Origin of the sequence: Marinarcus sediminis (SeqCode) (genome assembly GCF_048571275.1) — a bacterium.
Classification (GTDB): domain Bacteria; phylum Campylobacterota; class Campylobacteria; order Campylobacterales; family Arcobacteraceae; genus Marinarcus; species Marinarcus sediminis.
In genome coordinates, this window is sequence record NZ_CP182357.1 from 2444180 (window position 1) to 2465356 (window position 21177).

Genomic DNA, 21177 nt, shown 5'->3' on the forward strand with positions numbered 1-21177 from the left:
ATTAAATCGTTTGTGCATTTTTTTGATCAATAAGCAGTTTTAACAATAAGGGATAATTTTTACTTTTTATTTGTTCAAACATTTGATTTCTCAATGCTATTTTAGATGATTTTTTTAATACATTCACAAACAATTTATTGGCACTTTTCAGCTCTTTATTGTTTGAAATAGACGCTTGCGATTTAATGAGAAAAATCAAATAATCGGTGATATAGGTTTGCATAAACAGTACCAATTCACAAATCATATCTAAAGGCATTGTTACGACGTTATAATTTAATGCACTGCCTGTTTTGATTTGAGTTAAATGCGCAAAATAGTCATTAAATAAATCAATTAAAATTGATTTTTCACCTCTTTTATGTGCCATTTTAATCACTAAAATACAATCCCAAATGGCCGTGATAAACTCTTTGGCTTGATTGACCAAATTACGATTTAAAAAGGTGTAATTGTCGTTTGTATGAGTATCAAGATTGGCATTTTCAAGCCGTTTAATATCCAAACCACTCAAAGTGGTCAAATGTTTTACTTTTTCTAAAAAATTCAGACTCAATGGGGCAAAAACAGACTCTTTGTAAAGATTAAAGAGTGTTTTTTCATCAATATACCCCTCTAAAGAGTCAGCAACATCACCTACATTGATTGTCATTTGTATATCTTTTAAATACTCTTTTGCATCAAGAAGTTCAGGACTTTCATGCCCTGTAGAGATAAAATAAACCGTATCAAAATCATTGGCAGTAAACTTTTTATTCATATATCAAACCTTATCTGAACTTCTATATCCACCCTTTTTTCTTGAAAATAACCACGGGCGTAATTGATGCAATAATCATAAATCCAATAGAAAACAAATACCCATATTGCCAATGCAATTCAGGTAAAAAATCAAAGTTCATTCCATATATACTTGCAATAAGTGTGGGTGGAAGAAAAATAACATTTACAATCGTAAAAATTTTTATGACTTTATTTTGTTCAATGCTTAACACCCCAATAAAGATATTTTGCAAATAGTCCAATCGTTCAAAGTTAAAATTGGTGTACTCAATGAGTGAACGAATATCTTTAAGCATGATGGGTATCTCATTTTTTTCATCTTCATATTTCTCAGATTTCATCAAAGAGCTTAAAATTCTTTGTTTATCGGTTAAGTTCTCTCTGATTTTCATATTCAAATCTTCAAAGGCTGAAATCTTTTCCAAAATCTCTTCATCATCATTTGAATAATCCGTAAAAACGTGCTTTCTGATTTTTGTAATCTCTTTTGATAAATTCTCAATGGTATCGGCATCGGCATCAATTCGAATATCAATGATTTGACAAAAAATGGAATATCCGTTTTTAAACTCTTTTGGCGTACTTAAAAGTTTTTTAATAAAAGTATCAAAACTGGCCAATTTTTTATACCGTACTGAGATCAATAGCTTGCCGTGTAAAATAAATGAAACGGTCTCATTCGCAGCTGAATTTTTATCATTAATTAAAAAGTAACTGTTGATTTCAATTCTGTTATCTTCTTCCCAATATCGAGAACTCAACTCAATCTCTTCACTCTCTTGTTTGGTAGGGAAATTGATATCAAACATATCTTCTATGGCTTTAATCTCTTCATGTGTTGGAGTAACCATATCAATCCAAATAACACTGTTTTTATCTTCGCTGTTTTCAAAAGAGGTAAATCCTTCAATTACGTTCAGTCTATTAAATTTTTTGGTAAAACAATTAATCATAAAACTCCTTTATGTCTCTGTTATAGTAAAGCGATCTTTGGTTATATATAAATTTTTTACTTGTATGAATACCACTCAAGTATTCAGTTGATATAAATATATCAAAAAAGAGTTACATTTGTAACTCTTAACGGGTTTAGTGATTATATTAGTCTCATTAAATGGGGGATATTTTACCAAATTTATCTAAAAATTTGGTTATAAAAGATCGATTAGTATTGATTAAAAAACAGAGTAAATTGAGCACCTTTGTGGTGTAAACCTTCAAATTCAAACTCAATATTTTCTGCATCTATGGATCCATTCATATGACGACTGACAATCTCTCTTGTCATATAAAGTCCAATTCCTGTGCCTTGTGATTTGTGTTTTGTTGTAAAATAAGGTTCAAAAATTCTGCTTAAGTTTTCTGGCAAAATCCCACCACCGTTATCTTTGATAATCATACAAATTGTATTCTCTTTTTCAAAAACATCAATAAATATATATTTATTTTCTGTTTGTTCCAAAGCATCTTTTGCATTATTAAGCAGATTAATAATCACTTGAATCAACTCATTCTCTAATACTTCAAATGTAACACTCTCAATATTTTGAATAATTTGAATATTGCTGTCTTTATATCGTGAATTGACCAATTTAAATGTTTTATCAAATAGGTCTTGCATATTAACAACTCTTTTCTCTTTATCTGGATGAAAAAAGTCTCTGAAATCATCTATGGTATGAGAGAGATATTCTGCGTTTTTTATAATATCATCTAACGCTTTTAACTCACTCTTTTCATCTGAAATTTCAAGTTGTTTTTGAAGCTTGACACTGCTTGCAACTGAAGTAATTGAACTTAAAGGTTGTCGCCATTGGTGAGCAATATTAGAAAGCATCTCTCCCATGGCTGCCATCTTTGATTGTTGATACAACATTTTATCTTTATCTTTGTTCTCTTCAATCTCTTTCATGATTCTTTGATTATAGGTCAAAAAATAATTTTGTAGAACTCTTGAGATGTACAGAGTAATTAAAATTAAAATTGCCGTTAAAATAATACTGACAATAAAAATCTTTTTCATATACTCTTTATTTTTAAGAACCAACAATTTCTCTTTTTCTTGAATCGTTGTTTTCAATTCCAAATCATAAAATCCACACGCCACTGCCCAATTCCATTCATCTAAGCCTTTTACGTAAGTTGTTTTTTCTGAAGGTAGTCCTGTTTGTGGCATGATTGTGCCAATATAACTGAGATATCCATCTCCATGTTTGGCCACGTTTATAATCTCTTGAGTAATTTTTATTCCGTTAGGGTCAGTCAAATTAAATCGATTTAATCCAATATACTCTTTTTTAATATGGGACAAATACGTACCATCATAATCAATGATAAACGTATACTTATTTCTTTGTTTATCATTCTTTAAATTCATATCATCTAAAATTTTTTGTTTTAAATTTGCCGTAAAATCATCAATATATTCACCCGCTCCAATGGCAAAATTTAAAGGAGCAAATGCTTTATAAAAACTTATTTTTCTGTAGATTTTATCTTTAGAACCAGGTTTATACCAATAATACTCATCAAACCGTTCTGTTTTTTCTTTGATTGTTTTCATAATCAATTGTACAAACTCATACCCTCTTCCATCTTTAAAATGAGCGAAGTTTTGACCTTCAAACTCGGCATGATAAGGTTGCAGAACTTTGGTACCATTAATATCATCGATAAAGATATATCCTCGTCCTTGATTAAAACGTATATTTCTTAAGGCATCTTTAATTAATGTTAAAACCCTCTCTTTTCCTTCATGTTTATGTTGATTATAAATATTTTCAGTAATGGCATAAGCATCATATACTTTCTCTTTAATCTGTTCTTTAAGTTTTAATTCAATGTTGTTTTTCTCTTTTTTGATCATATATATGGCCGATTCAACTTCATTTTTAACAATAATCTTTTGTGTATTGATAAAATCAATTTTGACTTTTTCAATCTCTTTATTGAAATAAATTTTGTTTTGTCCGTATATAAGGACATTGACCAATACGGCAATCAAGGTGATAAAAACAAGTGGGGAAAACTTGATAAAATTGATCAGATTTTTTTCATTTTTTTGAAGCAAAGAGGTCCTTAATTACATTTTTATTTTCAGAATATCTGCCCTATAAAGTTACCAAAATATCACAAATTCTTTACTTAAAAAATAAGATAAAAAAGTACAAAAAAAAACAAAAGAGTATAAATGATACATATTTAATGAATACTGCGCGCGGATAAAAAAATATAATTTTTCCCTGTAATCATCACTTTAAATTGTTTTTGTTGCAGATACTTTTTACAAAAATAGACATCTTTATATAACAGTGTCATTTCAGAAAACGAATAATTGGGCATTTTTGCACCATATATCATTTCACCATCAAGCCATCTGCAATTTGGGAACCCTAAAATAATTGAACCATTTTTTTCTAAATAGTTTTGTATCAAAGACATAAACGTCAATTTAAAGTCAATACTTGAACTTTGAAGCGTTCCAATGGTTATAATTGCATCAAATTTTCCTAAATTGAGTTGCCCTAATTCATTGATGTCGTGTGCATAAAATTTCATGTTTTCAAAATCAAATTTTCTTTTTGCACTCAAAATCGCACTTTTGCAATAATCCACACCAACAAACTCAATGTTTTTATGATTTTTATACATTTGAAGGATTAAAGCAAATTCATCTCCGCTATTTATACCCAGATTCAAAACTCTTTTTTTCTCACTTATTTTTGCAAAATCTAAAGCCACTTTATATGCTTGCAAAAAAGCGGGTTCTTCATTTTTATTGATGCGCGAAAATTCAGAATTTTCTCCATATTTTTCATTGGCTTCTAAGCAACTATGATGGAAACTGATATTTTGGTCCAATTTCTTAAATTGAAGTAAAACATGGTACTTTGAGACTATTTTAGGCGTTAAAATTTTACAAAAAAGCGTCTCTGCTAAGTCCATCCAAGCTTTATATCCTCGATAAAGATACTCATTCCCCTCAAGAGTAACGAGATTTCCCGCATACGTTGAATCAAATAAATCGGGATTTAATACTTCAAATTCTACGATTCCATGTACATTGGTTTCTTTAAGCAGTTCATATAAATATTCATATATTTCAAACATTGTTTCATGCGTAAATCTTTTCATCTTGAAAGTATATAGCACTATCAATTAAGATTGGTTTGGAAATACAATATTAATATAGCATTAAATTAATATTATAATTAAATCACATAAATAATGAAACTTTTTCATTATTTTATAACGTTATTTTAATCATAAAAAATGTAGAATAGTCTACTTTAAAGGAATGTTATATGATATTTCATAATGAAAAACAAATTATTAAAATAATAAAATATGCTCCTTCTATTTTTATATTTGTTGTTTCAATAACCATTATTTCTGCCTTATATTTCCAAAATAATCGTACCTTTAAAAAAGAGAAACAACTCATTGAACAAGAATTTAAACAAAAAAACAAAGACCTCATAAAAGAGGAAGTCAATGCAGTTTATGAATACATTCAAAAAGAGCAAAAAAGCACTGAAGATGAACTCAAATTATCCCTTAAAGAGGCTGTAAATAACGCACTTGCAATTGCAAAATCACTCTATGAAAATAATCCACATAAAAGTAAACAAGAGATTAAAAAACTCATTGTGGATGCCTTAAAAAATGTCACTTTCAATAAAGGACGTGGATACTATTTTATTTATGATAAAAAAGGCAGAAATGTAATGTTGCCTTTTTCTCCAGAACTTGAAGGAAAAAACTTCATCAATCACCAAGATGCTAAGGGGACTTATATCATACAAGATATGTTAAAGCTGCTTTCAAAATCAGATGATACTTTTTATGAGTGGTATTGGTATAAGCCCAAGGATTTGACACAACAAAGAAAAAAAATAGGTTATGTCAGAAACTTTAAAGCACTTGATTGGTTTATTGGAACGGGCGAATATGTTGAAGATTTTGAAAAAGAGGTTCAAAACAAACTGCTCAAACATATTCAAGATATACGTTATGGAAACAATGGTTATATTTTTATCATCGATTACAATACCATCTACTTAAGCCACATTAAACAAGACTATTTAGGTAAAAGTGCCATTGAAAACAACGATACAATTGCCATTAAAAAAGTCATATCAGACTTAATTGAAATTGCAAAAAAAGGGGATGGTTATTACAGCTATGTCCAAAATGAGAAGCCAGATACACTTCTGTCAACTGAAAAAATCAGCTATGTAAAAGGATTACAAAACTGGTCATGGATGATAGGCTCAGGTTTTTATGTCGATGATATTAACAAAATCATTCTTCAAAAAAAGAGTGAACTGGATAATGAATTCCATCTATACATTAAAAATACCATCCGAATTGGCTCACTGCTTACTTTTTTACTTTTACTTCTCTCCATATATTTTTCAAAAAAACTTCAAAAGAAATTTGAGGAGTATAAAGATGCCATACAAGTTCATTTAATTCACAACGAAAAACAACAAAACTTGCTGGCCCAACAATCCAAAATGGCCTCTATGGGTGAAATGATTGCCAATATTGCACACCAATGGAGACAACCGCTTTCAACCATAACAACATCAGCCACAGGGATGTTGGTTCAAGAGGAGCTTAAAGTATTGGAAGATAAAGATTTACGTAATGGATTAGAAACCATCAATAAATCAGCGATCTATCTTTCAAATACGATTGATGATTTTAGAAACTTCTTTAAAACAACCAAAACAAAAAGTTGCTTTAATATTAAAAATTCAATTGAACAAGCTATCTCTTTGGTCTCTGTTCAGTTTTACAATAAAAACATCACCATCATTAAAGATATCCATGATATTGAGCTTAATAACTGTGAAAATGAGTTTATACAAGTCCTCATTAACCTTTTAAACAACTCTCGTGATGAACTTGAAAAAAAATCCGTCACTGATAAAAAGTTTATCTTTATTAAAACAGAAAAAAATAAAAAAAATGAAGTCATTATCACGGTCAAAGATAACGCAGGCGGGATACCTACTTCTATCATGACGCGTATTTTTGAACCCTATTTTACGACAAAACAAAAAGCTCAAGGCACAGGTATTGGGTTATACATGTGCCAAGAAATTGTCAGTAAAAATATGTGTGGGAGCATTATTGCAGATAATGAAGAGTTTATCTATGAAAAGAGTACGTATACAGGAGCTGCCTTTAAAATTATTCTTCCTTTAGAGTGCAAAATTTAAATCTCTTCTAAAACTTCACTGCCCTCTTCTTTAGGTGCTTTCACCCCTTGGGTTGATATAATCTCCATATAAAAACTTTCACACTCATCAGCTGCTGCTTCATTAATACATTTTGTAATATCTAAAAAATCAATCTCAACAGGTGTTTCATCATCTTTCGCAAATTTGCATTCAAACTTCCAAAAATCTACACCTTCAGGAAGTGGTTTTCGTTTTTCTCTTTTAATGTATTTTCGTATTTCGTATTTTATTGAATCCAAAACTCTTTCAGGATTTTTATTTTCTGCACTTAATTTGAATCTTTTTTTCATATTCATCCTCTCTTTTCATAACGTATAACGTTTCTTTATAAAATTTGCCGTACTATACTCTATTTTTCGCAATAACACAACATTAATTTTTTGAAAAATGATGTTTACTTCATATAGATCTATTTTATGTATTTCAAGGATTAATAACTAATGTTTTTATTTTATATTAATTTAACTTTAAGAAATGTATAATTTAAAAAACAGAAGGAGTGAACATGGAAGTCGATTCAAACCGAACCCAACTGGGCTTAAATACTTTTATACCTACGGGAAAAACCACTCAGAATGAAGAGCTTACTTTTGATGAAACGGTTAAAAAATCTGCATTTAGCATCTCGTTGTCTATGAGTGCACAAATTATCCTTTTTCATATCAATACTTCGGATATGGTTCAAGGTACTGCACTTTCACAATCTGCACTTACAGGAAATCAAGAGGTTTTAGATTTTCTTGCAGGAAAACCAATTGCACCGGATATGGATTTAGCCAATACGGGATATCAAGGTAAACCTATTATGGATCTTTCTCAAGATGAAGCAACTCAACTCATCAGCAGCGAAGGTTTTTTTGGTGTTACTCAAACTTCTGATCGTGTTTCTAACTTTGTTTTCAGTTTTGCACAAGATGATTTAGAACTTTTACAAAAAGGACGTGATGGAATTGTTCAAGGATTTGAAGAAGCAAAAAAGATGTTTGGAGATCTTCCTGAAATATCTTATGAAACACAAAAAAGAACGTTAGCCCTTATTGATGAAAGAATCAATGCTTTAAAATAACAGAATGATGCCATTTTAGTAGACATTTTTACTCAAATTGCAATCGTCACGTATTTTATACATTAGCATATTTACTGGCTAAAATTACTCCTGTACACAAATTCTACACTCTTTTCATGTAGAATGAACTTCTAAAAAGAGTCTATCTGTTATTACAACCAACAAAATATACCAATAGATATTTAATAATAAAGGATACATTATGAAATTTGAAACTGCTGATTTATGCGACGATAATAAAGATAAAAGCATCCAAGTCCTCTCCAATGAATTTAAAAATTACGGTGGATTAAAAGAGTGTTATGGAGAGATTGTAACGGTAAAATTAGACAAAAGCAATTGGCTTTTATTGGAGATGTTACGAGATGAAGATGGCAAAGGAAAAATTGTTGTTGTCGATAATGCACAATACTTTTTTGGTGTTGTAGGCGACAAACTGTTGGCATTTGCAAAAAAAAATAATTGGCAAGCCATTATTTTAAATGGTTATGTCAGAGATATAAAACAGACCAAACACATTGATGTGGCTCTTTATGCCATTGGTTCTTGCCCTCTAAGAAACTTTGAAAAAACAAACTCTTCACGAGGAGATCAACTCAGTTTTGGTGGAGTTACCTTTAATCAAGGGGATTATTTATACGCCGATGAAGACGGTGTCATTGTTTGCAAGGAAAAACTCATTTAAACATAAAAGATTCACTTTTATGTTTAAATATTAACGCTACTTTTTCTCACTGCTTTTATCAATAAATTTCTTTTGATTCACACTTAGAACAATACTTTTTGCAATATCTTGAGTGCTGCTTGCAATCTCTCTGGTTTTATTGGCAATATTGGCATTCTCTTGTGTTTGGTGATCTAAGGTTGATACGGCATGGTTGATTTGCTCAATTCCAGATTGTTGCTCTTTACTGGCTGTTTCAACATCTTTAATTAAATTTAAAGTATTACTGACGTTCTCATTGAGTTTGTTATAACCTGAAATCATCTCATCGGCAATGGTTTTACCAAAATTGGCTTTATTGGTTGCATTCTCAACCAAAATTTTAATCTCTTTGGCTGCATCTGCACTTCTTGTTGCTAGGTTTCTTACTTCTGCTGCAACAACAGCAAACCCTTTCCCAGCTTCACCAGCAGTGGCTGCTTCAACTGCTGCATTAAGACTTAAGATATTCGTTTGAAATGCAATTTGGTCAATCACACCAATGGCTTCATTGATGGCATTGACTTGATTGTTAATCTCATCCATAGAAACCGTTGTTTGTTGGGCAAGTTTTCCACCCTCTTTTGCTGATGTCATTAATTGCGTTGCATAATTGGACATTCGAACAACATTGCCAGTATTATTAGTCATATTACTGGTAATTTCTTCAAGTGCTGCTGCTGTCTGTTCAATGGCTGCTGCAGCTGAATTTGTGGCATTGCTTAAAGATTCAACATTGACTAACAGTGTGGTTGAGTTACTGTTAAGTGTTTCACCAATGTTTTTATTTTCTACGAGCATGGCATTAATAGTTTCAGCAAGCTGATTCAACCCTTGTGAAGTTTTTCCTGTGGCATTTTGCACTCGATGTGTAAAATCCAATTTTTGAAATGCGTCTAAAGCCACTTGGACTTTATTAATATCTCCACAAATCTTTTCACTCATAATGTCTAACATCTCATTGAAGATTGATTTTAATTCATTCAGTGATTGATTTTGTGTTGATTTTTCAATTCGTTTGCACAATTTTCCTTCTGTTACTACCGCCACAACACTTTTAACATCATCAATTAAAACCATATCTTCTTCAATGAATTTTTGTGTTTTTTCAATATTTTCATTAACAATAGAAGACATTTGTCCAAACTCATCATTGGAATAAATAGTCAATAACGAGACCTCTTTTTTCTCTTTATTTAAAAATTTAAAGAAATCCAATAATCCTGCTTGGAATCGTACAATAGGTTTAGCCACTAAGGTATTGATGAAAATCATTAAAACACCAATGGAAAGAACAATACAAACCAAAGAAGAGATAATAATAATATTTCTAAGGCCTTTTGCCGAAGACAAGGCCTCATTTTCACCTATTTCTGCAACTATCGCCCAAGAAGCTTGATTAAAAATATCGAGTTTATTATAAACACTTAACACAGAATTGCCTCGATAATCATCAATAACCCATTTTCCATTTGTTTGTGTATTTTGACCATGTACAGCTTGAGTTGAATCGGTTTTAACTTCAAAAATCCCAATAGTAGTTTCAAGTTTTTGAACCAATGGGTCTTTTATGTCTGAAATAAATCTTGATTTATTTCTCATTTTATAATCAGCTCCAACCAAATAACACTCACCCGTTTTTCCCAATCCAGCTGCTTCATATTCGCCATTAAATCCCATAATATTATTAATAGCATCCACAGGCATTTGAAATATCAAAACACCTTTTCTCTCACCTTGAATAAAAATAGGAGTAGCAATAAAAGAAGCCGCCGTATTGTAACTTGGTTCATAAGGGACAAAATCATCAAATGCAATTTCCCCTACTTCTAATTCCAGCGCTTTTTTATATACTCTTGCAATACCTGTATCACTGTAGACTCCATCTTTTAAATTCGTTGAAAAATCTTTCTCTTTATAGTCGGTATAAAATATGGTTCCTTTTAAATCAACCATAAAAATATCATACAATTCAAAACTTCTTAAAAAATTGTCAAATGATTTATGGAATTTTTTATGTGCTCGCATATACGTTGATTCATACTTTGGATTATAAATCATGTTATTTTTTTCACCCAGTTTTTCACTGTTATTGGTAATAAAAATATACTGTGCAATTAAAGCATTCTCATTTTTAGGCAGATACTTTTCTGTCTCTCTTCTTTGAACTGCAGCAGGAACTTCATAATTGACACTGTTAAGATAGTTATCTTCAAAATCTTTTTTTAATGCTTCTTTGATTTGTTCAATATTGGGGTGAAGTTCACTGGTTAATTTATAAAAACCTGCATTTAACTCTACAAATGCCTCTTTGGTTCCTTCATGATCTGCCAATGATGTCAGCAGTGCTTTAAGATAGTTAAAATAGTTACCGATTTCATTTTGTTTTGCATTTTGAACTGTTGTAAGTTTATTAAATTCAGATTCCAATAAAGATTTCGTTGAATTATTCACGGCTAAAATAGTTATAACTGAGCCTAAAAATAGCATACATGCAATGACAATGATAGCCAGTTTAATTTTAATTGATAAATGTCCCATAAAAAAATACTCCCTCATTTTTCATAGTAATATATCAAAATAATAATTAAAAAGTCTATTTAATGTTATATTTTTATCTGATTTTTGATTATTTTTTATACATAAGAGTGTTTATTTTTTAACAATTAGGGTTTGCCTTAATGCATTTCGAGAAGCTTTATCCACAAAAGAAAACAACATATCAATTTCATCTTTCATGGCACTTTTTTTATGCCCTTTGACTTTTACCCATTCACAATTTACGTTTTTAATTTGTCTGTAAAAGGCTTTATAGAGTTCATGGTTTCCAATGAGTCTATTGCTTTTGGTTAAATAACCATTTTTTTCAAACGTTTCACATCGACTTTTTAATCCCAATAAATTTTGACAATCCGTATAAATGGTGAGATATTGATTGAGTAGGTCTATATCTGACAATGCCCAAAGTAATGTACTGATTTCCAGTGTGGTTGATGAACAATTTTCAAATTTTTTGAGTTTTATTTTAGAGCGATATGACGGTAAATCCAGAGAAAAATCATCCACAAGCAAGTAAGCTCCAAAGCCTACTTTGAGTTGCGGATTAACACTGCCATCGCTAAAGAGTGCAATTTCTCTCATACTTTACTGAATTTTTGCAGCTGTAAAAACAATCTCAACAAGTGTTTGAGGTGTTGACATAGATGCTTGAACACACGCACGTGCTGGCGGGTGCTCTTTTGAAATCCAAGCATCATACACTTCGTTAAATGCTTGAAAGTCTTTGTCAATATCTTTTAAATATATCTCTGCTCTTAAAAGATGATTTTTGTCCGTAAAGGCTCTTTCAAACAACTCTTCAGCCATTTGCAGTACCTCTTTGGTTTGACCTTTTAAATCCAAACTTTTGTCATTGGGTACAATGCCAGAGAAATAAACTACGCCATTGTACTCAACGATTTTACTCATTCTGCTTCCAACTTCTTTTCTGGTAATCATACCTGCTCCTTTTCAATGATTGGATTATTTAAGTATAACATATATTAAGAGTACTCTCTTTTACTTCTTTGTGAAGAAGCAGAAACTCTTCTTCGTGTTGAAGCAGAAGCATCCCCTTTAGGTTTTGTACTTCTGTAGTCACTTCTATTTTCACTGTGTGACTCTTTTTTCTTAAACGTTGAACTTCTCTCTCGCTCTTGAGGTCGACTCTCTTTATTTTTTGATTCAAACCCTCTGTTAGAGTTTGTTCGCGCATTTCTATCAGAATTGCTTCTGTTGTTCTCAGAAGCGTTTCTTGGTTTACTTTTTGCTTTTTTAGGCGCTGCTACAAAAACTTGTTTAGAGGTAAAACCTTCTAATTCTGCTCTTGGAATGGTTTTTTTAATCAATCTTTCAATGCCACTTAAATACTCTAACTCTTCTCCACAAACCAATGAAATGGCCTCACCTTCATTCCCCGCTCGACCGGTTCTTCCAATTCTATGAACATAATCTTCACTCACATTGGGCAACTCAAAGTTAATCACATGAGGCAGTTGATCAATATCAATTCCACGTGCAGCAATATCTGTTGCTACAAGTACTCGAACACTCCCTTTTTTAAAGTCAGCTAAAGCTTTTGTTCGTGCACCCTGACTTTTGTTTCCATGAATTGCAGCAGAGTTAATTCCTTTTCTGGCCAACTCTTCGCTGAGTTTATTGGCACCATGTTTGGTTCGTGTAAAAACCAACACTTGTCGCCAATTTCCCTCAGATATTAAATGAATCAGCAAATCTTTTTTTCTCTCTTTGCTGACAGAATAAACGGTTTGTTTGACTTTTTGAGAAGCGGTATTACGAGCAGCTACTTCAATAAGTGCAGGCTGATTTAATAAACCATCAGAGAGTCGTTTGATTTCATCTGAAAATGTTGCAGAAAAAAGCAGTGTCTGTTTATGTTTTGGCACAATGGCTAACACTCTTTTAATATCATGAATAAATCCCATGTCCAACATTCTGTCTGCTTCATCTAAAATAAGAAACTCCACTCGCGATAAATCGACTGTTTTTTGTTCAACGTGGTCAAGCAGTCGTCCGGGTGTTGCAATTAGAATATCAACCCCTTTTCTTAAAATGGCTTTTTGTGGATTGATTCCCACTCCACCAAAAACAACCGTTGATTTTAAAGGCAAATATTTCCCATAAGTTTCAACACTTTGAGCCACTTGCGCGGCAAGTTCTCGTGTTGGTGTTAAAATCAATGCTCGAATAGGAGTCTTTTGATTGGTTGATTTTTTTTCATTGAGCATTTGCAACAATGGAAGTGTAAATCCAGCGGTTTTACCTGTACCCGTTTGGGCACCTGCTAAAATATCTTTTTTAGCTAAAATCACAGGAATAGCCTGTTTTTGAATAGGCGTAGGTTCTGTATACCCTTGCTCTTTTAATGCTTTTAATAGGAGTGCATTTAATCCCAGTTTTGAAAATGACATAACGTCCCTTGTGTGTAAAAAACCCATTTAAAGTGTGTATGTTTAAATACGATCTGGGTTGAATAATAGTTGTTGTTGAGTTAGTATCTGAAGATAATAAAATCGAAGCCAGTCGCAAGACCGAAGTGCGCTGAAATTACGGAAGTATATCATAATTTCAGCAAAATAGTTTTTTTTCTATGAGTATTGTTAAATTATCTCTTCAAAAAGATAAACACAATTTGCATTGGCGTCATATTTTTCACTTTTTTTATCACTGTATTGTGCAATGAGGGCTTTTGCTTTTGAATAAGCATTGGTATTTCCAATAATCTCTTTAGTGACCCCTTTGGTTAAAAGTGCTTTTTCATGGGTTTTAAGAAATTTTTTTGCAGCTTCACTCTCTTTAAAAGTATATTTAACAATATCAATTTCTCGTTTGACATCTAAATGTGCTATTTTTTTCTCATCTTTAAATCGTAACAATCGATTTCCATTTGAAGATATTTTCATGGAAATTGCCTCTTCAACATTGGCACACTCTTCAAGAAGAAGATACTCTTTGCCATTGACTAAAACCACACTCTCTTCTAATTTTTTTATCTCTTTGACTGCAACTTTTTTACCCTTTGCCAAATGAATCCTTTATCTTTTTATCTTAATTTTGTATTATATCGAAATAAACTTGGCTGATTGTGAGATAAACACTTTAATTTGGCTATACTTGCGCACCAAAACAATACCCCTATGAATTGAGAATAACAGCCATGAACTTAGCATCTAAAAATCTTCCTGTAGAAGAGTCACTTCAAAAAATGAGAGCGCTCTTAGATGACATGGGGTGTAAAACAACATTATCTCAAGAGAAACACCCTTTAAAAAACTGTTTTTCCGTCAATTTAAGCTCACATGAAGCGCCCAAACATATCTACTCAAACGGCAAAGGTATTGTTTCACAAGCATCACTGGCAAGTGCCTATGGAGAGTATATTGAACGACTTCAAACCAATAACTTTTTTATTGATTTTCACCTGCCAAAACGACAATACTTTCCCGATGAAATCGCTTTTGAGTTTGATGGAGCCTATTTAAATAAAGAACTTGAAGCCATCTATAACCCCAATAAAGAACTTCGTCCCAAAGATTTGGTCGATTATAACAGTGATTACACCCATAAAATTGTTGCTCTTCCTTTTATCAAACAATCCAATCAAGAGAAAATTTATTTTCCCATTAATATCTTAAGCAATCTTTATGTCAGCAATGGTTTAGCCACAGGCAACACAGCCAATGAGGCAAAAGTCCAAGCCTTAAGTGAAATCTTTGAACGATTTGCCAAAATAGAGATCATTAAAAAAGGCTACGCTTTGCCTAAATTTCCACAAGAGATTTTAAGTGGCTTTGAGAAAGTCAACAGTGATGTTCAAGCTTTGAGAGATTTGGGTTACATTGTAGAGGTATTGGATGCCTCATTAAATGGAAAGTTTCCAGTTACTGCCATCTCATTAATCAATCCTAAAAACTCCACACTGTTTGTCTCTTTTGGAGCACACCCTATTTTGGAAGTTTCACTGGAGCGAACCATGACAGAACTGATGCAAGGACGCGATTTAGACAATCTTGATGCCTTTGAAGTTCCCACTTTTGATATGAGCATTGTCAGTGACAGCTTCAACATTGAGTCACACTTTATCGACTCAAATGGAAAATTGGGTTTTAAATTTTTAAGTGCAAAAAAGAGTTTTGAGTTTGCACCTTGGAGTTATAAGGGCAATGGAAGCGATGAGGAGTACGCTTTTTTACTCAATATTGTACAAAAAATGAATAAAGAGATTTATTTAAGAGAGTACACTTACTTAGACTTCTATTCGTGTCAAATGATTGTGCCCCAAATGTCTGAGGTTTACCCCATAGAAGATTTGACCTACAACAATAAAAACAGTGGCAAATGGATTCGAGATATGATTTTGAATTTTGAAAGCTACGATGCCAATGATATTTTAGATGCCATAGAGACACTTGACGATGCTTTAAATGTAGAGTTATACATTGGTGTGCTTTTTGAAAAGAACTTCACCCTAGGAGAGTTCAGAGCTCAACTGCTGTTAAAAGAGGGGTGTTTGAATGAAGCACGAGAACAACTGGAGTTTGGGACTCATAAAGTAGGCAATATTGTAGCTGAACTCATTCGAATGCATGAAGCCAAACTCAAATGGGAAGATTATGAAAATGCCCTTAAAAATATTTATGGAAAAGAACAACTGGATAAGGCCTTGGATATTTTAGAAGGAAGAGATTTTTTAATTCACACAACGCTTCATAAAAGTTATACCAATATGCTTGAAATGTACGACAGATTGGAACTTAAGAAAAAAACGTTTTATAATTTAACACACTAAAGAAACTTTAGATAATTTTTGATATATAATTCGCCTCATGAATGATACTACGAATAAAACGCTCTTTTATACCATTATGTTTTTCGCTATGTTTGCATGGGGTTTGGCTTGGGTCAATGCCAAAGTTTTAGGTGCTTATATCAATGAATATGAACTGATATTTTTCAGAAATCTCTTTACCATCATTTCACTTCTGCCTGTGCTGATTGTCAGTAAAAAATATTTTAATATCACCCTTAAAAGTTTTCTATTATGTCTGATTGCCTCCGTTTTAATGATTGCTTACATGAAATGTTATTTTTTAGGCGTCAAGTTAGGAACAGCGAGTTTAGGTGGGGCTTTTGTAACAACACTTATTCCTATTAATACCTTTATTATCATGGCTTTGTTTTTTAAAAAAAGAAGCACAAAAAAAGATATTTTTGCTTTAATAGTTGGAGCCATTGGGGTTTTAACCATGATTAATGTCTGGGCATTTGATCCCAAAGAGATTTTTGCCCCCGAAAATCTTTACTTTTTTATGGCTTCAATTTTATGGGCACTTATTACCATTACCAGTTCAAAGAGTACAAAAACCTCTCCTTTGGTTTTTACCTTTTACATGTATCTCATTTCAACCATTTTGGTCATGCTTTTTTTCATAGATTTAGATAAAATCCCGTACCAAACATTTGATTCTATTTTTTGGATAAATATACTCTTTTTATCGGTAGTATCGACTACTTTTGCCACTTCTGTCTATTTTATTGGGATTGAAAAACTGGGGGCTAAAGAGGTATCCACTTTTATTTTTTTGGTTCCCTTTTTTGCCATTTCTGGAAGTGCTTTCTTTTTAGGGGAAAAAATCGACCTCTCTATTGTTATTGGAACCGTTTTAACCATCATTGCGGTTTCTGTATTAAATAATATTGTAAAATTTAAATATAAAAGATTATAATAGGAAAATCAAATAAGGAATTTTAATGCAATATATGCAAACCAGTACCAAAAGTGTTCAAGAAATTGTAGACGCCATCAAAGAGATTTCTCCCTCTTATAAATTTGGTGTTCTTCATGTTCATAATATTCAAGAGACACTCAAATCAAAAGGATTTGAGTTTCCAAATGATTGTCAAGTCCTTGATATTTGCAATCCCAATGTGGCCATGCAATTTTTAAGTGAAGATATAACTCTTGCTGCCATTATGCCTTGTAAAATTGCAGTGTATACACAAGAGGGGAAAACCACCATTGCCCTAAACTCTTTGGCGCAACTCGTTGATGACATTAACCCAGACTTAATTGACTTAGCCCAAGATACGCAAGAGACTCTTTTAGAGATGATTGAAAAAGTAAAATAAGAAAGGTTCACCATGTTAAGTGTTGAAAATACCAGTATTATCACTTCTGTTTCACAACTCATACAACTCTCCGTTGCGCCTGTATTTTTACTTGCAGGTGTTGCAGGACTTTTAAATGTTTTCACAGGACGGCTTTCTCGTATTATTGATAAAGTTGAAAAACTCGACAAATATGAAGAACAACTAAAAGGCGAAAATAAAGAGTATAAAAGCATGAAGCAACGAAGAGATTTTTTGGCAATGCGAATGAAAAATACCAATTTAGCCATTCTTTTTTGTACAGCGACGGGTCTTCTCATTGCACTTGTTATTGTTACCATGTTTTTGAGTCAATTAATGGGGTTTAACAGTGAATTGTTTATCTCTGTACTTTTTATTCTTGCAATGCTTTCATTGATTATAGCATTAATGCTTTTTTTAAAAGAGATCTTTTTTACCACCTCTTTTATTAAAAGTAAACAGAGTTATATTCCTGATGCTTAAGCGATTCAAACGTTTTTTTACCCAACAAACGTTTGAAGTGATTATTTTTGATGGAAAAAAAATGAGCTATCAACATTTGACACAAAAAAAGATTGATGCCCTCAAAAAAGACCCAAAATGCAAAGAGTGGATCATTACCATCAAAGATGAAATAGACCAATAAATTTAGAACTGAACCCACTTTTTAATGGCAGTTGAGAGTTCATAAGGCTTTTCTAAAGGCAACATATGACTGCTGCTTTCATTCGTAATAAAAACGGCTTGAGAAGAGGCTTTGGCAAAAGATTCAAGCCAAAGTATATCCACCAATCTGTCTTTTTTACTGTAAAAAAAAGTCAAAGGAAGTGTTAATTTCAACATATCTTCAAACAAATCTTTTCGATGCAACGTTGCTGTGATTTGTGTTGTGTAAACCTCTTCGCCCAAATTAACATACATATTTTGAATTAATGCAATTAAATTTTCATTGTTTTGGTTTTTCTCTTCCAATAAACTTTGCACTTTTTTTCTGCTCAATCCTTTGAAGCGATAGCTTTGCGTAAATTCAATCGCTTTTTTTCGTTTATCAATCTCTTCTTGAGAAATTGAACATGCACTGTTGCCAACGATAAAAAGCCTCTTAACTCTCTTAGGATAACTTGTTGCAAAATATGATGCAACGTAACCTCCCAATGAAAAACCCAATAAGTTTATGGGCTCTTGTGGCAAAAAGAGTTCTAAAGATTTTATTATTTCATCAAAATTTGTTTTTAAAGGAATGGGTACGTGAATGAGTTCATATTGCTCTTTAAAAAAAGGCGTTAACTCCCTCCACAAATTTTGATTGCACATGATGCCAGGCAGAAGATATATTTTTGTTTTCATAATAGAATCATATTCTAATAGATATTTGATGTCAATTTGACAATGACTTTTTAACCTAACTCATATTAAAATATCAAAAAATAGAAAGTTTCCAATGTACACACCCATTTCAAACGCTTTTTTCGACCAATTAATTGTTGCTATAGAAAGAGCCATCCCTTCAACCATTGTCTATTTTGAAAATGAAGAGAAAAAAACCATCAAAGGTTTAGTTAAAACACTTGAAGTCATTGAAGGAAAAGAGTTTATGGTGTTAAAATCCAAAGAGAAAATAGCTCTGAATAAAATTATCATCTTTAATGGCAGACGACACATACAGGAGTAAAATAAAAATGAAAAAAATATATTTAGCTGGCCCCGATGTTTTTTTACCCCATGCCAAAGAGCATGGAGAAACATTAAAACAACTCTGCTTAAAAGCTGGCTTTATGGGACTGTTTCCTTTAGACAATGAAATCACAGGTGATTCTCTTTTGGAAATTGCAACAAAAATACAAAAAGAGAACATTAAAATGATTCACGCATGTGATATTGTTCTTGCAAATCTCTCCCCTTTTAGAGGACCTGAACCTGACAGTGGAACCGTTTGGGAAGTGGGTTATGCGCAAGCATTGGGAAAACAAGTGTTCGCCTACAGCAACGATATGCGCAGTTTAAAAGAGAAAGCCATTGACGCCTTACACCTTTTGGACAATGCCAAAACAGACAATGAGAACAACACCATAGAAGATTTTGGTTTAACACATAATTTGATGTTTTCAAATCGTGTAGTTGCCACAACTTTTATGGAATGTTTAAATATTATTCAAAAAACCGTTTGACTTTTTTTTCAATTAACGCATTCAGTTAATTTTCCTTTGAGTCGCTTTAAGCTATTATTGACGCTATTTAAAAAATTAAGGGACTGATTAACGATGATTGAAAAAAAAGGTTCAATTTTAAGCGTAAGAGAAGACATTAAAGTTTTCGATTGTACTATCCGAGACGGTGGATTGGTGAACAACTACCACTTTACAGATGAGTTTGTGAAAGCACACTATGACACTTGTGTGGCTGCAGGTGTGGACTATATGGAAATTGGAAAAAACAATTCTCCCACACTCATGAGTGAAGAGGAGTATGGGGCTTGGAACTTTTGTAAAGAGGAAGATATCCGAAGAATTGTAGGTGAAAACAATACCGACATGAAAATTGCCGTTATGTCAGACATTGGAAGAACAGTCAGTTCTGAACTGCTTCCAAAAAGTGAAAGTGTCATTGATATGGTTCGAATTGCAACCTATATTCACCAACTCCCAGCTGCGATTGAGTTAATCAATGAAGCACATGGAAAAGGGTATGAAACGACAGTCAATATCATGGCCATTTCAAAATCATTTGATGATGAACTTAATGAAGTGTTAGAACAATTAAGCAAAACCCCCGTTGATATTATCTATATTGCGGACAGTTTTGGTTCATTTTATCCAGAACAAATCAATAAATTAACCGAAAAATATCTAAGTTATGCCGAAAAAACAGGTAAAAAAATTGGTATTCATGCGCACAACAATTTACAACTGGCATACGCCAATACCATTGAAGCCATGATTTATGGAGCGAGTTTTCTTGATGTTACTATTTCAGGACTTGGGCGAGGTGCAGGAAACTGTCCAATGGAACTCTTAATTGGATTTTTAAAAAACCCAAAATATAAAATGATGCCGATTTTAAAATTTATCGAAGAGTTTATTGTGCCTTTAGAAAAAGAGCTTGATTGGGGATATTCAATTCCTTATATGCTCACAGGACAACTCAACGAACACCCGCGTGCTGCCATGAAAGCCAGAGACGAAGGGGATACCAAATACCGAGAGTTTTACAGAAATTTACTGGCAGAATAATGAAGACCGCTAAGGTCTTCATTTAAACTACTTGTGCTCTTTTGCAAGCCACTTCTTGCTGATATATCAATATTCCAGCTAAAACAAAAATCAGATTTTTCACAATATATTGTCCCACAATCGTAAATGCATAAGGAGCGTGTGTAAAAGTAAGCTCTGGCAATAAAAACAGTGGAGTAAATGTGCACGCCATATGCACAATAAACAACGCAACAATAAACCGCGTATACCAACCAAAAATAAACCCAAAACCAATGACCACTTCCCAAAGTGCCAAGAGTTTAATGGATACACTGTGTTTGATTAATCCAAACAGAAGTATATCAATGGTTTGTGTTGCCAAGCCCTCTGCTGGGCTTATATTTGGAAAAAATTTTAACATTCCATACCACAAAAAAATAATCCCTAATGAGATTCTCATCAACCTAATCGTCTTTTCCATATTGTTCCTTTTTT

General features: G+C 32.4%; 22 protein-coding genes. 10 read left to right on the forward strand and 12 right to left on the reverse strand.

All coding sequences use genetic code 11. The annotated features are described in order from the left end of the window. Position 1: 1 nt before the first annotated feature. The 4 genes from ACNI3C_RS12165 to ACNI3C_RS12180 form a co-directional block, all read right to left on the reverse strand. Complete coding sequence (locus ACNI3C_RS12165) at positions 2–760, reverse strand: hypothetical protein (protein ID WP_419770073.1); 759 nt, start codon at positions 758–760, stop codon at positions 2–4. A 22-nt stretch (positions 761–782) separates the two neighbouring features. Then, complete coding sequence (gene corA / locus ACNI3C_RS12170) at positions 783–1736, reverse strand: magnesium/cobalt transporter CorA (RefSeq protein ID WP_419770074.1); 954 nt, start codon at positions 1734–1736, stop codon at positions 783–785. Positions 1737–1948: 212 nt separating this feature from the next. Continuing rightward, on the reverse strand, positions 1949–3853 hold the full coding sequence (locus ACNI3C_RS12175; protein ID WP_419770075.1) for a sensor histidine kinase: 1905 nt from the start codon (positions 3851–3853) through the stop codon (positions 1949–1951). A 131-nt stretch (positions 3854–3984) separates the two neighbouring features. Beyond that, a complete protein-coding gene (locus ACNI3C_RS12180; RefSeq protein ID WP_419770076.1) occupies positions 3985–4893 on the reverse strand; it encodes a class I SAM-dependent methyltransferase in 909 nt (302 codons plus the stop codon). 194 nt (positions 4894–5087) lie between these two features. Here ACNI3C_RS12180 and ACNI3C_RS12185 point away from each other — a divergent pair, with 194 nt between their 5' ends. Then, complete coding sequence (locus tag ACNI3C_RS12185) at positions 5088–7013, forward strand: sensor histidine kinase (protein WP_419770077.1); 1926 nt, start codon at positions 5088–5090, stop codon at positions 7011–7013. Here ACNI3C_RS12185 and ACNI3C_RS12190 read toward each other — a convergent pair. After that, positions 7010–7324: a DUF6172 family protein gene (locus ACNI3C_RS12190; protein ID WP_419770078.1), complete on the reverse strand. Its 315-nt coding sequence runs from the start codon at positions 7322–7324 to the stop codon at positions 7010–7012. The genes ACNI3C_RS12185 and ACNI3C_RS12190 overlap by 4 nt on opposite strands. A gap of 215 nt (positions 7325–7539) precedes the next feature. Here ACNI3C_RS12190 and ACNI3C_RS12195 point away from each other — a divergent pair, with 215 nt between their 5' ends. Together ACNI3C_RS12195 and ACNI3C_RS12200 are read left to right on the forward strand one after the other, a co-directional pair. Beyond that, a complete protein-coding gene (locus ACNI3C_RS12195; protein ID WP_419770079.1) occupies positions 7540–8100 on the forward strand; it encodes a hydrogenase-4 component G in 561 nt (186 codons plus the stop codon). Positions 8101–8302: 202 nt separating this feature from the next. Beyond that, a complete protein-coding gene (locus ACNI3C_RS12200; protein ID WP_419770080.1) occupies positions 8303–8785 on the forward strand; it encodes an RraA family protein in 483 nt (160 codons plus the stop codon). Between the two features lie 36 nt (positions 8786–8821). On the opposite strand, the gene ACNI3C_RS12205 is transcribed toward ACNI3C_RS12200, so the two are convergent. The 5 genes from ACNI3C_RS12205 to ACNI3C_RS12225 form a co-directional block, all read right to left on the reverse strand. After that, positions 8822–11344, reverse strand: coding sequence for a methyl-accepting chemotaxis protein (locus tag ACNI3C_RS12205; protein ID WP_419770081.1), 2523 nt, complete (start codon positions 11342–11344; stop codon positions 8822–8824). Between the two features lie 111 nt (positions 11345–11455). Continuing rightward, positions 11456–11944 (reverse strand): RNase H family protein, encoded by a 489-nt coding sequence (locus ACNI3C_RS12210; protein ID WP_419770082.1) that lies wholly within the window; start codon positions 11942–11944, stop codon positions 11456–11458. A gap of 3 nt (positions 11945–11947) precedes the next feature. Beyond that, on the reverse strand, positions 11948–12301 hold the full coding sequence (locus ACNI3C_RS12215; protein ID WP_419770083.1) for a RidA family protein: 354 nt from the start codon (positions 12299–12301) through the stop codon (positions 11948–11950). Positions 12302–12345: 44 nt separating this feature from the next. Continuing rightward, on the reverse strand, positions 12346–13773 hold the full coding sequence (locus ACNI3C_RS12220; RefSeq protein ID WP_419770084.1) for a DEAD/DEAH box helicase: 1428 nt from the start codon (positions 13771–13773) through the stop codon (positions 12346–12348). A gap of 189 nt (positions 13774–13962) precedes the next feature. Next, on the reverse strand, positions 13963–14388 hold the full coding sequence (locus ACNI3C_RS12225; protein ID WP_419770085.1) for a hypothetical protein: 426 nt from the start codon (positions 14386–14388) through the stop codon (positions 13963–13965). A 131-nt stretch (positions 14389–14519) separates the two neighbouring features. On the opposite strand from ACNI3C_RS12225, the gene ACNI3C_RS12230 reads away from it, so the two are divergent. From ACNI3C_RS12230 to ACNI3C_RS12245, 4 genes are read left to right on the forward strand one after another with little or no spacing between them, the layout of a single operon-like run. Continuing rightward, the gene (locus ACNI3C_RS12230; protein ID WP_419770086.1) at positions 14520–16151 is read left to right on the forward strand and encodes a YcaO-like family protein; all 1632 of its coding nucleotides are present in this window, start codon (positions 14520–14522) and stop codon (positions 16149–16151) included. A 37-nt stretch (positions 16152–16188) separates the two neighbouring features. After that, the gene (locus ACNI3C_RS12235; RefSeq protein ID WP_419770087.1) at positions 16189–17088 is read left to right on the forward strand and encodes a DMT family transporter; all 900 of its coding nucleotides are present in this window, start codon (positions 16189–16191) and stop codon (positions 17086–17088) included. Positions 17089–17113: 25 nt separating this feature from the next. Then, positions 17114–17491, forward strand: coding sequence for a DUF302 domain-containing protein (locus ACNI3C_RS12240; RefSeq protein ID WP_419770088.1), 378 nt, complete (start codon positions 17114–17116; stop codon positions 17489–17491). A gap of 12 nt (positions 17492–17503) precedes the next feature. Then, positions 17504–17974: a DUF2721 domain-containing protein gene (locus ACNI3C_RS12245; RefSeq protein ID WP_419770089.1), complete on the forward strand. Its 471-nt coding sequence runs from the start codon at positions 17504–17506 to the stop codon at positions 17972–17974. Positions 17975–18139: 165 nt separating this feature from the next. Here ACNI3C_RS12245 and ACNI3C_RS12250 read toward each other — a convergent pair whose 3' ends face one another. After that, positions 18140–18838: an alpha/beta fold hydrolase gene (locus ACNI3C_RS12250; protein ID WP_419770090.1), complete on the reverse strand. Its 699-nt coding sequence runs from the start codon at positions 18836–18838 to the stop codon at positions 18140–18142. 94 nt (positions 18839–18932) lie between these two features. Between ACNI3C_RS12250 and ACNI3C_RS12255 the strand changes: the two genes are divergently transcribed. The 3 genes from ACNI3C_RS12255 to ACNI3C_RS12265 all read left to right on the forward strand — a co-directional run bounded on the left by ACNI3C_RS12255 (position 18933) and on the right by ACNI3C_RS12265 (position 20721). Next, complete coding sequence (locus tag ACNI3C_RS12255; protein ID WP_419770091.1) at positions 18933–19163, forward strand: transcriptional antiterminator Rof; 231 nt, start codon at positions 18933–18935, stop codon at positions 19161–19163. A 7-nt stretch (positions 19164–19170) separates the two neighbouring features. Next, entirely contained in the window at positions 19171–19659 is a 489-nt protein-coding gene (locus ACNI3C_RS12260; protein ID WP_419770092.1) for a nucleoside 2-deoxyribosyltransferase, read from the forward strand. A gap of 93 nt (positions 19660–19752) precedes the next feature. Continuing rightward, complete coding sequence (locus ACNI3C_RS12265; protein WP_419770093.1) at positions 19753–20721, forward strand: aldolase catalytic domain-containing protein; 969 nt, start codon at positions 19753–19755, stop codon at positions 20719–20721. 22 nt (positions 20722–20743) lie between these two features. Here the strand turns inward: ACNI3C_RS12265 and ACNI3C_RS12270 are convergent, their stop codons facing one another. Continuing rightward, entirely contained in the window at positions 20744–21163 is a 420-nt protein-coding gene (locus ACNI3C_RS12270) for a DoxX family membrane protein (RefSeq protein ID WP_419770094.1), read from the reverse strand. Positions 21164–21177 lie beyond the last annotated feature (14 nt).